Origin of the sequence: Xylanibacter ruminicola Ga6B6 (assembly GCF_000687715.1) — a bacterium.
Classification (GTDB): Bacteria; Bacteroidota; Bacteroidia; order Bacteroidales; family Bacteroidaceae; genus Prevotella; species Prevotella ruminicola_B.
Genome location: NZ_JHXD01000005.1, coordinates 80,840 through 93,569, shown reverse-complemented (window position 1 = coordinate 93,569; position 12,730 = coordinate 80,840). Strand labels below are relative to the sequence as shown.

General features: G+C 48.9%; 15 protein-coding genes. 6 read left to right on the top strand and 9 right to left on the bottom strand.

Annotated features, from left to right (window positions below; translation table 11 throughout):
* Window positions 1–90: 90 nt before the first annotated feature.
* Complete coding sequence (locus tag T500_RS15220; protein ID WP_036908530.1) at window positions 91–522, bottom strand: hypothetical protein; 432 nt, start codon at window positions 520–522, stop codon at window positions 91–93.
* Between T500_RS15220 and T500_RS16870 the strand changes: the two genes are divergently transcribed.
* Entirely contained in the window at window positions 500–664 is a 165-nt protein-coding gene (locus tag T500_RS16870; protein ID WP_155267440.1) for a hypothetical protein, read from the top strand. The genes T500_RS15220 and T500_RS16870 overlap by 23 nt on opposite strands.
* Window positions 665–775: 111 nt before the next feature.
* A complete protein-coding gene (locus T500_RS0105115; RefSeq protein WP_155267439.1) occupies window positions 776–1,243 on the top strand; it encodes a hypothetical protein in 468 nt (155 codons plus the stop codon).
* A gap of 78 nt (window positions 1,244–1,321) precedes the next feature.
* Here the strand turns inward: T500_RS0105115 and T500_RS0105110 are convergent, their stop codons facing one another.
* Entirely contained in the window at window positions 1,322–2,617 is a 1,296-nt protein-coding gene (locus tag T500_RS0105110; protein ID WP_028907219.1) for an alginate export family protein, read from the bottom strand.
* A gap of 147 nt (window positions 2,618–2,764) precedes the next feature.
* Here T500_RS0105110 and T500_RS0105105 point away from each other — a divergent pair, with 147 nt between their 5' ends.
* The 3 genes from T500_RS0105105 to T500_RS15215 are packed head-to-tail and all read left to right on the top strand — an operon-like array spanning window position 2,765 to window position 5,254.
* The gene (locus tag T500_RS0105105) at window positions 2,765–3,514 is read left to right on the top strand and encodes a polyprenol monophosphomannose synthase (protein WP_028907218.1); all 750 of its coding nucleotides are present in this window, start codon (window positions 2,765–2,767) and stop codon (window positions 3,512–3,514) included.
* Between the two features lie 52 nt (window positions 3,515–3,566).
* Window positions 3,567–4,328, top strand: a complete 762-nt coding sequence (locus T500_RS0105100; protein WP_028907217.1) for a lysophospholipid acyltransferase family protein — start codon at window positions 3,567–3,569, stop codon at window positions 4,326–4,328.
* A complete protein-coding gene (locus T500_RS15215; RefSeq protein WP_051611884.1) occupies window positions 4,325–5,254 on the top strand; it encodes a metallophosphoesterase in 930 nt (309 codons plus the stop codon). The genes T500_RS0105100 and T500_RS15215 overlap by 4 nt, the downstream gene beginning before the upstream one ends.
* On the opposite strand, the gene T500_RS0105090 is transcribed toward T500_RS15215, so the two are convergent.
* The 5 genes from T500_RS0105090 to T500_RS0105070 all read right to left on the bottom strand — a co-directional run bounded on the left by T500_RS0105090 (window position 5,243) and on the right by T500_RS0105070 (window position 8,942).
* Window positions 5,243–6,058, bottom strand: coding sequence for a vitamin B12 dependent-methionine synthase activation domain-containing protein (locus T500_RS0105090; RefSeq protein WP_028907216.1), 816 nt, complete (start codon window positions 6,056–6,058; stop codon window positions 5,243–5,245). The two genes, T500_RS15215 and T500_RS0105090, sit on opposite strands and share 12 nt — an antisense overlap.
* Entirely contained in the window at window positions 6,055–7,371 is a 1,317-nt protein-coding gene (locus tag T500_RS0105085; RefSeq protein WP_028907215.1) for a dihydroorotase, read from the bottom strand. Before T500_RS0105085 ends, T500_RS0105090 begins: the two co-directional genes overlap by 4 nt.
* The gene (locus tag T500_RS15210; RefSeq protein ID WP_036908527.1) at window positions 7,337–8,110 is read right to left on the bottom strand and encodes a DUF4369 domain-containing protein; all 774 of its coding nucleotides are present in this window, start codon (window positions 8,108–8,110) and stop codon (window positions 7,337–7,339) included. Before T500_RS15210 ends, T500_RS0105085 begins: the two co-directional genes overlap by 35 nt.
* A 90-nt stretch (window positions 8,111–8,200) precedes the next feature.
* Window positions 8,201–8,599: a hypothetical protein gene (locus T500_RS0105075; protein ID WP_028907214.1), complete on the bottom strand. Its 399-nt coding sequence runs from the start codon at window positions 8,597–8,599 to the stop codon at window positions 8,201–8,203.
* A complete protein-coding gene (locus T500_RS0105070) occupies window positions 8,583–8,942 on the bottom strand; it encodes an FtsB family cell division protein (RefSeq protein WP_051611883.1) in 360 nt (119 codons plus the stop codon). Before T500_RS0105070 ends, T500_RS0105075 begins: the two co-directional genes overlap by 17 nt.
* 102 nt (window positions 8,943–9,044) lie before the next feature.
* Here T500_RS0105070 and T500_RS0105065 point away from each other — a divergent pair, with 102 nt between their 5' ends.
* Window positions 9,045–10,850, top strand: a complete 1,806-nt coding sequence (locus T500_RS0105065) for a DNA polymerase III subunit gamma/tau (RefSeq protein ID WP_028907212.1) — start codon at window positions 9,045–9,047, stop codon at window positions 10,848–10,850.
* Window positions 10,851–10,880: 30 nt separating this feature from the next.
* Here the strand turns inward: T500_RS0105065 and T500_RS0105060 are convergent, their stop codons facing one another.
* Together T500_RS0105060 and xylE are read right to left on the bottom strand one after the other, a co-directional pair.
* Complete coding sequence (locus T500_RS0105060; RefSeq protein ID WP_028907211.1) at window positions 10,881–11,237, bottom strand: response regulator; 357 nt, start codon at window positions 11,235–11,237, stop codon at window positions 10,881–10,883.
* An 11-nt stretch (window positions 11,238–11,248) separates the two neighbouring features.
* Window positions 11,249–12,730 (bottom strand): D-xylose transporter XylE, encoded by a 1,482-nt coding sequence (gene xylE, locus T500_RS0105055; protein ID WP_028907210.1) that lies wholly within the window; start codon window positions 12,728–12,730, stop codon window positions 11,249–11,251.

Genomic DNA, 12,730 nt, shown 5'->3' with positions numbered 1-12,730 from the left:
GATACTGCTTTTTCACCTAAATCCAAGGATTTATTCCTTTGGCAGTTAGCCAAAATGAGAGTCGTGCCGCTGGGGCATGGCTCTCTGTTGTTATAAAAAGTAGCTTTTCATGCATCGAAAAGCTACTTTTTGATAAGTGAGAGGTAAACTCCCGTTTGGCGAAAAGCTACTTTTCATTGGGCGAAAAGCTACTTTTCGTTGTGATGGTGCATCGGCGGGGAGCGGCTGACCATGCGAAGCATAGCGGCGGCCCGCGCGCAGGGTTTCAAACTCGGAGTGCGTGCCTTTACGGCGCACGCACTTTTCTTTTTTTTCTTTTTCTATATCTATTTCTATATCTTCGCCTGCGTACATATCTTTACGCGCATGTGAGTGTGGCGATTTAGTTTCGGTTTTGTTGCGACTTTCTTCCGATTTTGTTGTGGTTTTAAATCGATTTCCACTTATCTCAAACAGACCGAAATCCTCGATAATATGGCGAACAATTTTACGGGTAGTTTTGGCTTGGGCAGCAAAGGCCATCACCTTCGTTGACCGAGCCTACATTTACGACAATTCTGTAGACAACCAACTGCCTAAACTGCTTTATCGCACCACTGACGGACAGCCCTTTAAACGCTACACCGATGATATTCCCCTCTGGGCACAAACCATTATAGATTAAGCACTACCCTCTGCAAAACAAAATTATAACAATTGTTAAATATTGGCGGGGGGATACAAGATTTGGGGGCTTTTCTGATTATATAGGCAGAACTATAAATTCAGAAAGGCAATGAAAAGAGTAATTAAAAACATGATGAGACTAATGGTGGCATGTGTTTTTGCTGCCTGCAGTAGTAGCAACGATGAACTGATGCCTGGCGCACCTTTTATTTACGAAGAAAACCCCACAACGCTCGAAGGAACCTGGCATCTTGTTAAGGCCAACTACGGATGGGGAGGTATTAAGGAATATCCAGAAGGCGACATCGAAGTAGTATTCAACCCAAGCACTATGCTGGTAATAAACCATTCTGATTCGCAAGAGGAATCCCCTTTTATTGACGGTACGTACACTTATCAGATTCTTGAAGCCAAACATGACGGTGGAAGCAAACGACTGGCATTCAATGGTAAAGAGGATGGGCCCGCTTTTGGTCTTCACGATGGTATGCTGATTATAGATTATGGCATGGCCGCTGATGGGCCAGGATATTACTTCAAAAAGGTAATACCAACCTTTTCTACATTTGACAATTAAACAAAACAATAATAACCATACAAAAAACGGAGCAACCCTACCGAGAGAGGTGCTCCGCTATATTTTGTAAATATGTAATTACCACTTAGTGGTGAATAAGCGTGGGGTGATATTGAGTGATATCCAGGCCCAGTCCTGCCAAGCCTTGTGACTGCCGCCTTTTACTACGTTCATTGATTCTGTACCCTTAACAAACGAGTAACCTGCCTGCAGAGTAACATCCTTCATCAATTTGGTGGTAAGCTGCAGATCTAACTCGTGACCTAAACCACGTTTATCGAGACAATCAGATGCTGTTGCGAAATAGTGATAGTTCAGCATCATGCTGGTTTTGGTCGAAGCCTTGTAATCGACACCAGCCTGCAGATCACCCAGGCCAGTTTGAATACCACCAACAAATCCGTTGGCATAGAAATAGTCCATCAAACCATAGAAGAGGTGGTGTGAACCATAAAGAGGATTAAAGGCACGTGTACGGTCGCTGTGCTCCTTATTCAGCGTAACGTTGCCATACATATCTTTTGAACCGCTGATATAGCTCTCGCCCTCCAGGTAGTCCATACCTACTGACAACTTCCACTGTGAATCAATCTGATAAGCAGCCTTGAAACTTGCCATGCAGCTCGACACCTTCAGATCGTCGGCACTACGGCCCGTCTGATAGTAGAATGCGCCATGCAGATGCCATGCACCAGGCATGTAGTTGATATCAGAACCCAGGGTCTGCATATACTTTGTCTGGCCATGTCCTGGCTCACCCTGCTCGTAACCGGTGTTAAGTACCAGTAGCGATACGCCTAACGACTCTTTCTCAAAATCGTGATGGAACCATGCACCCTGCATAGCCTTATATGGCATATTGCCATGATAGTAATTACCACTGTTAGTATTGTTACGGTTAACAGCAGCAAACAGGTGCAGCTTGTTGTTATCCTTTTCGTAACCTACCTTCAAGGCATCATGCCAGTTGCCGTTTACATCCCAGTCGGAACTACCAAGAATACGCTCGTCGTCGTAAGCCAACTGCTGACGTCCGATCTTTACAAACCACTCCTTGGTAGGCATCAACTTAGCCCATGCCTCGTTCATAGTCATCCTTCCGTTGGCTGTGTTCATGCCGTCCTGTCCCCAGAGTCCGGTGTGCTGTGCCGACAGCTTCAGCTCCAACATACCACGTTCGTAATCCATCGACATGCGTGCACGCTCATTAATAAAAGTAGCAGGCAGCTGCGACTGATAGCGCGGATAACCCGCACCATTATTATACTCACCACGTGTACGTAACTGAGCATCAATTGTAAACTGGTTCTCATCCTGAGCCCATGCTGCTATCGCCAGTAATGACAGGCTCATTGCTAATAAATGTTTTTTCATACTACAATCTTTTACCTTATTTGCAAAACGAAATGCAAAAGTACTCAAATATTGCGAAACAAACAACTATTTAGATAAAAAAGCTGCGATTAATTTTGTATTTCGCTCGCTTATTCGTATATTTGCACCCGATTTAAATGAGAATATATGAAGCAAAGCGATAGTATAGTAATCATACCAACCTATAATGAGAAGGAGAATATCGAGAAGATTATTCGCGCGATATTCGGGTTGGAGAAGAGTTTCCATATACTGGTGATCGACGATGGATCGCCCGACGGTACAGCTGCCATTGTGCGTAGCTTGATGGCCAATGAGTTTGGCGGACAGCTGCACCTGATGGAGCGTAGCGGCAAACTGGGACTGGGCACGGCTTACATTGCCGGCTTTAAGTGGGCACTGGAGCGCGACTACGAATACATATTTGAGATGGACGCCGACTTTAGTCACGACCCCAACGACCTGCCACGCCTGTATGCAGCCTGCAAAGACGAGGGCTACGATGTAGCTATCGGCAGTCGCTACGTGAGCGGTGTGAACGTGGTTAACTGGCCTATCGGACGTGTGCTGATGAGCTACTTTGCATCGAAATACGTGCGCTTGGTAACGGGCTTTAACGTACACGACACCACAGCAGGATTTAAGTGCTACAAGCGCCGCGTGCTGCAGACCATCGAGCTGGATAAGATTCGCTTCAAGGGCTATGCCTTCCAGATAGAAATGAAGTACACTGCCTACAAGATTGGCTTTAAGATCAAGGAGGTAAGCGTGATATTCGTGAACCGACAGGAGGGTGTGAGCAAGATGAGCGGAGGCATATTCGGCGAGGCATTCTTTGGCGTGATGAAACTGCGCTGGGATGGCTGGACGAGACGATATCCTAAAATTGAGAATTGAAAATTGAAAATTCTTGCTTAGGCAAGCGTACTAAAGAAACGATTAGACAATTATGCTTAAGATACTATATAGAATCTACCAGTTTATTGTTTGTCTGCCGGGAATAGTGCTGATGACGATGATTACAGCACTCGAGGTGGGCATTGGTACCACCATAGGCAATGGCCACTTCTGGGGCTACATGCCTGGTCATATGTGGGGAAAAATCATCCTCAAGATGTTTCTGATACCGGTAAAGGTGGAGGGGCGCGAACATCTGGAAAAGAACCAGAGCTACGTGTTTGTGGCCAACCATCAGGGTTCGTTCGACATATTCCTGATTTACGGACATCTGAACCGCAACTTTAAGTGGATGATGAAACAGGCGCTGCGCAAGGTGCCATTCTTAGGCTATGCGTGCGAAAAAAGTCACCAGATATTTGTGGATAAGCGCGGCCCCAGCAAGATACGTAAGACCTACGACGATGCGCGCGAGATACTGAAGGAGGGTTACAGCGTAACGGTATTCCCAGAAGGTGCACGCTCGTTTACAGGCCACATGGGCGTATTCAGAAAGGGCGCCTTTGCACTGGCCGACGAACTGCAGTTGCCGGTAGTACCACTCACCATCAACGGATCGTTCGACATCCTGCCACGCATGAAGGGCTTTAACTTTGTGAACTGGCACCCGATGACACTGACCATACACGAACCTATCTACCCCGTAGGACAGGGTCCTGAGAACGTAGAGGCTACGCTGCGACAGGCGTACGACTCGGTGATGTCGGCACTCGACCCTAAATATCAGGGCTTTGTAGAGAATCCCGATCAATGATTATCATCCGATTTATCATCATCACGGTGCTATTTGTGATAGCACTTACTGCCGTTACCATCTGGGCCTATAAGCACCGACAGAAGCTGGTAATGGCCGGTGCAGCCGTGGTGTGGTATATAGCACTGTACGGCACGTTTATCGGCTTCCAGAAGCTGGAAGTGAACCATCAGACATATACATCGGCCGAACTGCCGAAGGCTTTCGACGGCTACAAGATAGTACTCTTTTCGGATGCGCACGTAGGCAGCTACACGGGGCGCAACGAGTGGCTGTTGCAAAGGGCGATTGACTCGATCAACGCACAGAAGCCCGACATGATTGTGTTTACTGGCGACCTGCAGAACATGGATCCGCAGGAGATAGCCGAACACCTGAGCACACTGAGCCAGCTGAAGGCTAACGACGGCGTGTACAGCGTGCTGGGCAATCACGACTACGATAAGTACTTGCTACAAAAGGATGGGCTAGACACGCAGCCTTGCCGAGAAACCATCGCTCTGGAGAAGCGCATGGGCTGGCACGTGCTGCAAAACGAGCACAGCTTCATCGTACGTGGCAACGACACGCTGACGATTGCGGGCATGGACAATGATGGCGACGGCAAGCGATTTCCACAGCGAGGCGACGTTAAAAAGGCGCTGCAAGGGGCTACACCATTTGTAATCATGCTGGAGCACGACCCGAGTGGATGGCGACGCAAGATACTGCCTGATGGACGCGCACAGCTGACCCTGAGCGGACATACGCACAACATGCAGTTTGCACTGTTTGGTTGGGCGCCGATGAAGTTGACGGGCAAAGAGATAAACGGCTGGTACGAGGAAGGTCGTCAATCGCTGTTTGTAACGGCAGGCTTAGGGGGATTGATTCCATTCCGCTTTGGTGCCACAGGAGAGATTGTGGTGCTTACATTACACATTTAGCCATTTACGGAGGACTTCGGCAGGGACGGCGCGGCGGCGGGCGTAATCCTGCAACTGATCTTCGCCGATTTTACCAATGGCAAAATAACGGGCTTTTGGATTGGATATCATCATGCCACTCACACTGGCATGGGGCTTCATGGCACCGCTCTCGGTTAAGCGGATGCCTATCTGTTTCATATCCAATATCTCATCCAATAGGAAATTCAAACTGGTATCGGGCAACGAAGGATAGCCCACAGCGGGACGAATGCCCTGAAACTTCTCGACGAGCATATCCTCTATACTCAGGTTCTCATCCTTGACATAGCCCCAATACTCCTTACGTACCTGTTCGTGCAGGCGCTCAGCAGCGGCCTCGGCCAAACGGTCGGCTAGCAGCTGGGTGAGCATCTTCTGATACACATCGCCATCAAAATCGGTCTCTAAGCCAATATCAACGGTGGTGGCGAACAAGCCAAGTTTGGATGCCTTGGGCGAAATAAAATCGGCTAAGCACATGAAGGGGGGATTGCCTTGCTGCTGGCGCAGACAGGGGATAGTAGCTACACGCACGGGGTGCTTAACGCCACAATCGGGGCACAGCTGGGTGCGGTAAATCTCAATATCATCATCCTGACTACGGGCATCGAACAGCTCGAACACGGCATGCACCTGATACTGGGCATCAAGCTCCTGCAGCTTGGCAAGGGCTTCGGCGTGCATACGCTGCTTCTCGGCCTCTTCCTTTACCTGCCAGGCAAAGTAGTAGTACACCCAGTTGATATAGGGCACCAGCTCGGATATGCGGTAGGTTATCTTCATCTAAATTGTACGGGTTGACCGATATAGTTGGTATCCACAACGCCATCCTTATAAACGGTGTGACCATTGCAAAGGGTTTGTTCCACACGCCACAGGAAGGTGTGGTTCTCCATCGGGCTCCAACCACACTTGCTCTGAATCACATCCTTGGTTAAGGTCCATGCGGCATTAGGACGCACAATCACGATGTCGGCCTGATAACCCTCACGCAGATAGCCACGGTTACGCACACCGAACAAATCGGCTGGGCGATGGCACATCAGCTCAACCAAACGCTCGATGGTGAGCACACCCTTATCAACCAGCTCTAACATGGTTACCAACGAGAACTGCAGCATAGGCATGCCACTGGCAGCCTTACAGCAACCGCCCTCTTTCTGTTCTAACAGGTGGGGAGCATGGTCGGTACCAATCACAGCGATACGTCCATCGGCCGCAGCCTGACGCAGTGCATCGCGATCGGCTGCCGACTTGATAGCTGGGTTGCACTTGATTCGGGTGCCTAAAGCGTTGTAATCGCGATCGCAGAAGTAGAGGTGCGAGGGCGTAACTTCGGCAGTTACGCCATCAGTCAACAGCTCTAACTCCTTAGCCGTAGTGAGGTGGGCAATGTGGAGCTGGGCATGGTGCTTCAGGGCCAGCTCTACAGCCAGTTTGGTGCTCTGATAGCAGGCCTCAACGCTACGAATCTCGGGGTGATGGGTTACCTTAGGGTCGTCGCCATACAGGCGCTTAGCCTCGGCCATATTGCGGTTAATAATGTCGGTATCCTCACAATGCACCATGATAGGCATCTGGGCGGTAGAGAAGATCTTTTCCAACGCCTCACGACGATCTACGAGCATGTTACCCGTTGAACTGCCCATGAAGAGTTTGATGCCGGGAATACGATGCACATCGAGCTGCGAAAACAGATCGACATTATTGTTGGAGGCACCGAAAAAGAAACTATAGTTGACGTGACTTTTCTGAGCTGCCAGCTTAAACTTCTCGTCGAGGGCCTCGAGCGTGGTAGTCTGCGGTACACAGTTAGGCATGTCGAAATAGGTGGTAACACCACCTGCAGCGGCTGCCCTACTCTCGCTATCGATATCGGCCTTGGCGGTTAAGCCTGGCTCACGAAAGTGCACATGATCATCAATCAGACCGGGAAGTACGAAACATCCCGAAGCATCAATCACTTCGTCGAATGATGCGTTCGGGACGGTGTTTCCTTCTACAATCTTAGTTATCTTAGAATCTTCGACGATGACAGAACCGTCGAATTTGTTGGCGTCGTTAACGAGCGTTCCGTGTAGAATCAGGCGTTTCATTGTTTACTTGAGCTTGAGCTGGAGTGGGTTGTACATCTTCAACAAGTCCGTTCTGACGAGCCTGAATCTCGTTGGCTACCTGGTAGTACTGCTTCACGTAAGGATCGGCCTTGAACTTCTTGGTAGCCTTGCTCATAATATCCTCGATCTGGGGAGTAAGGATAGGATACTGGTAGTTACCAGTAATCATCATAAACACACCAGGACCCAGTACATTATCAAAGTTATCGACAATGAAGTTGGTGACGAGTGAATCCTCCTGCATGGCGATACGATTGGCCTCGGCAGAGAGCTGACGGTTGATGACGTTCTCGTCGATACCCTCGAGCAGCATCTGACTCTGCTTGTGCGAGAGCTCGTTGAGCTCGTTGCCCAGCTGATCGTGACGCTTCATAAACTCGTAGAGCTTCTCGTTGAGTGGCGAACCACTAACGCTACGATTGGTATTATCGATATGTATCTCGATATCGCCCTGCTCAATCACAACAGGCATCATGAGTGGCTCATCGTCCATATACAGACTGGCCATCTTGATGGTGTCGAGCAAGCCGGCGAATTTAAATTTTCCATGTACCACATCGCACGAGTCGAGATTCTTCAACTCGTCGTTGACCATTGTTTTGAGGTAAAGCTTACTTCCATCGAGTGCCGACACAGAGGTAGAGCCCTGAATGTTGTATGATTCAGCACACGATGCGAAAGTTACTGCTGTTAGTAATGCGTAGAATATCTTGTTCATAACATATTGTTTTCGGCCGCGAAATTACAACTATATATTGAGGTATGAAAATAATTTTGCGCATTTTAAAACAAATGCGCAATCTTTTAATTATTTTTTTGCCTCTTTTTCGAGTTCACTACCAATTCGGTGCATAGAATAAAGCTGCAACAGAGCGGCAATCAGGAGCACTATTACCCATTTGTTATACACATATTCTATATAGGTAATATAGCTCAAACCTAAAAAATTGCCTTTGCTGGCAAACATCAGCAGGGCTGCCACCAGGAACAACACATCGCTGAGCAGCATCATGCGGCGCAGGCGACGGATGGTGAAGTTCTGGCCCTCGTAACGCTGCTGCATCTGCATAGAGCTGAAGCACAGAGCGCCGATGGCAAAAATATAAGGGGCACTGCCCCACCCTAATAATGTAGTACCAGCTCCAACAGCCATTAATATACCGCCAAACAGAAAGATGGCGGTTTGCAGTTTATTCAACTCTCTCATTAGTCTCTAACGGTTTTACATCGCGATCATCATCGCTCAATACAAATATATCTTCATCGTCGGCCTTCATAAAGTAGCGTTCGCGCGCTATCTTCTCGATGGCCTTGGGATTACGGTCTAACTCCTTGATCTGAGCCTGATCGCGGTTGAAATCAGCTTCGAACTGTTCCTTCTCCTCTGTGAGCTCGGCAATACGCTGACGGTTCTTGAAATGGCTCCACAAACTGTTGTCGTCGAGGAATCCTACCAGCAGCACACCTACAATACAAACCACGGCATACTTAAAGTAAACCGATCGCCACACCAGCAGTGCGTAAGCCTTAATACTCAACAAAACTTTCATAAGCTCATCAATTTGCCTGCAAAGTTACAAAAAAACTCTTAATTCTTAATTCTTAATTCTAAATAATTTTGTATCTTTGCACAAAAATTTATCATAAGCAATATGGAATATATCGTTTCGGCCAGAAAATACCGTCCGCTGAGCTTTGACACAGTGGTAGGTCAGGCGGCCCTCACTACTACACTGAAGAACGCAGTGAAGAGTGGGAAGCTGGCCCATGCCTATCTGTTCTGCGGACCGCGTGGTGTGGGTAAAACCACCTGCGCACGTATCTTTGCCAAGGCCATTAACTGCCAGCACCCTACGGCAGAGGGCGAGGCTTGTAATGAGTGTGAATCGTGCCAGAGCTTTAACGAGCAGCGATCGCTGAACATCTTTGAGCTCGACGCCGCATCGAACAACTCGGTTGAGCACATCAAGACCTTGATGGAGCAGACACGCATTCCACCGCAGTTGGGCAGATATAAGGTGTTTATCATCGACGAGGTGCACATGCTCTCAACAGCAGCCTTCAACGCCTTTCTGAAGACACTGGAGGAGCCACCCGCACATGTAATCTTTATTCTGGCCACCACCGAGAAGCATAAGATTCTGCCTACCATCCTGAGCCGTTGCCAGATATACGACTTTGAGCGTATGACCATACGCAACACCATCGACCACCTGAAGCATGTGGCCGAACAGGAAGGCATTACCTACGAGGAGCAGGCACTGGCAGTCATAGCCGAAAAGGCTGATGGCGGTATGCGCGACGCCCTCTCGATCTTCGACCAGGCAGCATCGTTCTGTCAGGGTAACATCACCTACGAAAAGGTGATTGAGGACCTGAACGTGCTGGACAGCGAGAACTACTTTAAGATTATCGACCTGGCCATAGACAATAAGGTGAGCGACATTATGGTGCTGCTGAACGGCGTGATAAACAAAGGCTTTGATGGCGGACTGCTGATTCAGGGTCTGGCTAAGCATGTGCGTAACGTGCTGATGGCACGCGACCCACAGACACTGCCACTGCTGGAGGTGAGCGACCAGATGCGCGCACGCTACGAGGAGCAGGCCAAGAAATGCCAGATAACATTCCTGTACGACGCGCTGAAGCTGATGAACCAGTGCGATATCAACTACCGCCAGTCGAGCAACAAGCGCCTGCTGGTAGAGCTCACACTGATTGAGATAGCCCAGATAACACAGCCAGCGGAGGATGGCGCGAGTGCGGGGCGCAAGCCCCGACGACTGAAATCCCTGTTTAAGAACATGATTCAGCAACAGAAGCCCAAGAACGCAGCCCCACAGGTAGCTGCGGCTAAAGTTGCTGTATCGGCTGCTGCAACCGTTACTGCAGGAGCAACTGGCGAACCCCAGACGGCTGGCACCACTGCCAGCGAAGCAAGCACTACTAGTAATGCCAAGCCCAAGCTATCGCTGGGCGGCATCGGATTTTCGTGGAAAAAACTGCGCCAGCAGGACAATGGTCCGCAGAAGGGCGGCATGCAGATCATCCCAGGATCGATTAACATGCCTACCGGACAGGATACCATCACCGATGCCCAGTTTACACAAACCGATCTGGAATTCCAGTGGATGGCCATGTGTAACCGTATGCCACAGAAGCTGAGCGGTATTGCTACCCGTATGAAGAACATGAACCCTGAGATAACAGAGTTCCCTACAGTTGAGGTGGTGGTGGACAACGAGCTCATCAAGCAAGAGATTGAGGATATCCAGAAGAGCATTGCCAAAACACTGCAGGTATATCTGCACAATAACCAGATACAGATAACTGTTCGTGTAGCCGAACAAACGGAACACGTGAAGATACTATCGCGACGCGAACAGTTTGAGCAGATGGCAGAAAAAAATGCTGCCGTAGCAAAGCTACAGCAGGCATTTGATTTAGAATTGGCTTGAGTTTTTCAACTCAAGCCTTTTTCTTTTCTATTACTCACCAAGAAGTTTCTTAAGCAGTGTCATGCACTCATCGCGATTTACGGGCTTTGAGAGGAAGCCGCAGCAGCCAGCCTTTTCGGCAGCTGTACGGTCGCTATCAAAAGCATTGGCAGTAAGTGCTACAACAGGCAGATCGGGATGCTTCTCCTTAATCAGGCGGGTGGCCTGCAATCCGTCCATGACAGGCATCTTAATGTCCATCAGTACCAGATCGTAGGCATTGGCATCTACCATCTCAACTGCAATCTGACCGTTCTTGGCACGCTCAAACTCAAAATCCTTCTTCAGCAGATACGTCATCAATACGTAATTGCTGTCATTGTCTTCAGCTACTAAAATCTTTTTCATGTGTCAAAAAGTTATTTGTTAGTGAGTTTATCTTTCCACATCTTACTCATATCCTCGAGTGTCTTACCCTTGGTCTCAGGCACAAGGCGCCATACAAACAGGGCTGCCACTACGCAGATAATACCATAGAGTCCGTAAGTGAACCAGTGACCAAAGTCGTCGCCCTCACTCAGGTGCATGTTGAACATGGGCACGAACGATGAGCTGACGATGAAGTTTGAAATCCACTGGAATGCCACAGCGATAGCTACAGCACCACCACGAATGGTGTTGGGGAAAATCTCGGCAATAAGCACCCAGGTGATGGGGCCCCACGAGAACATGAACGAAGCCGAATAAACCAACAGCGAAGCAGCTGTAAGCATCTCGAGTCCGGCATGTCCGAAGGTAACTGCCACACCAAAGGCACCAAGTGCCATACCCAACGAACCGCTAATCAACAAAGGCTTACGTCCCCACTTCTCGACGGTGAACACAGCCACCAGCGTGAACGTAATATTAATAATACCCATAAATACAGTAAGAATCATGGGGTTATCCATTCCCATATCGCCAAAGATACGTGGTGCATAGTAAAGCACAGCATTGATACCTACAGCCTGCTGGAATACAGAGAGCATGATACCCACAAAGATACAGAGCGCACCATAGGTGAGCAGCTTCTCGGTCTTAACAACCATGGTATCCTTGATATCCTGCAGAATCTGCTGAGCCTTAGCTGTACCGTTGATCTTAGCCAGAATACCCTCGGCCTTCTTATCCTCGCCAATAGAAACAAGGTAACGCGGAGTTTCGGGTACAAAGCAGATGAGCAGTGCAAACAAGCCTGCAGGTACAGCCTCGCTACCAAACATATAACGCCAACCGGTAGTAACAGTCCACTGTGCAGCAGGCGTAATCTCGGCAATCTGCTTACCGATATCCTCAACCAGTGGCTGCAGGTGGTCGCCCAGGATAAAGAAGTTAACGAAGTAAACTACCAGCTGACCGAAGATAATGGCGAACTGGTTCCAGCTTACAAGCATACCACGGATATTTGAAGGAGCAACCTCGCCAATGTACATAGGACAGATGGCCGAAGCCAGGCCTACACCGATACCACCGATAACACGGTAGAAATTGAACATCAGAGCCAGTGTGTAAGTGGGCTGTCCGTACTCGAAGAACAGGAACTCAGGGTCCATTGAACCGAGTGCTGAGATAAAGAACAGCAAGCCTGCAACGATAAGCGACTTTTTACGTCCCAGGTTAGTGGCCAGGAATCCAGAGATGGCAGAACCGATGATACAGCCAATGAGGGCCGAGGCAGAGGTAAAGCCATGCCAGCCGTCAGTGTAATCAAAATCCTGCGCTGTTTTGAAGAACGCCTGTAATCCCTTTTCTGCACCGGATATAACAGCAGTGTCGTATCCGAACAGCAGACCGCCAAGTACGGCGACCACCACAATTGAAATGAGGTAGGCCTTGCTACCTTGTTCTGTTTGTTGATTCAT

What these genes read in the sequence shown, in the direction of transcription:
- T500_RS0105075 (WP_028907214.1), bottom strand. Translation starts at nt 8,599, where the DNA reads ATGAGAGAGTTGAATAAACTGCAAACCGCCATCTTTCTGTTTGGCGGT.
- T500_RS0105060 (WP_028907211.1), bottom strand. Translation starts at nt 11,237, where the DNA reads ATGAAAAAGATTTTAGTAGCTGAAGACAATGACAGCAATTACGTATTG.
- T500_RS0105090 (WP_028907216.1), bottom strand. Translation starts at nt 6,058, where the DNA reads ATGAAGATAACCTACCGCATATCCGAGCTGGTGCCCTATATCAACTGG.
- T500_RS15215 (WP_051611884.1), top strand. Translation starts at nt 4,325, where the DNA reads ATGATTATCATCCGATTTATCATCATCACGGTGCTATTTGTGATAGCA.
- T500_RS15220 (WP_036908530.1), bottom strand. Translation starts at nt 522, where the DNA reads ATGGCCTTTGCTGCCCAAGCCAAAACTACCCGTAAAATTGTTCGCCAT.
- T500_RS0105065 (WP_028907212.1), top strand. Translation starts at nt 9,045, where the DNA reads ATGGAATATATCGTTTCGGCCAGAAAATACCGTCCGCTGAGCTTTGAC.
- xylE (WP_028907210.1), bottom strand. Translation starts at nt 12,730, where the DNA reads ATGAATCAACAAACAGAACAAGGTAGCAAGGCCTACCTCATTTCAATT.
- T500_RS0105070 (WP_051611883.1), bottom strand. Translation starts at nt 8,942, where the DNA reads ATGAAAGTTTTGTTGAGTATTAAGGCTTACGCACTGCTGGTGTGGCGA.
- T500_RS0105115 (WP_155267439.1), top strand. Translation starts at nt 776, where the DNA reads ATGAAAAGAGTAATTAAAAACATGATGAGACTAATGGTGGCATGTGTT.
- T500_RS0105105 (WP_028907218.1), top strand. Translation starts at nt 2,765, where the DNA reads ATGAAGCAAAGCGATAGTATAGTAATCATACCAACCTATAATGAGAAG.
- T500_RS0105085 (WP_028907215.1), bottom strand. Translation starts at nt 7,371, where the DNA reads ATGAAACGCCTGATTCTACACGGAACGCTCGTTAACGACGCCAACAAA.
- T500_RS0105100 (WP_028907217.1), top strand. Translation starts at nt 3,567, where the DNA reads ATGCTTAAGATACTATATAGAATCTACCAGTTTATTGTTTGTCTGCCG.
- T500_RS15210 (WP_036908527.1), bottom strand. Translation starts at nt 8,110, where the DNA reads ATGAACAAGATATTCTACGCATTACTAACAGCAGTAACTTTCGCATCG.
- T500_RS0105110 (WP_028907219.1), bottom strand. Translation starts at nt 2,617, where the DNA reads ATGAAAAAACATTTATTAGCAATGAGCCTGTCATTACTGGCGATAGCA.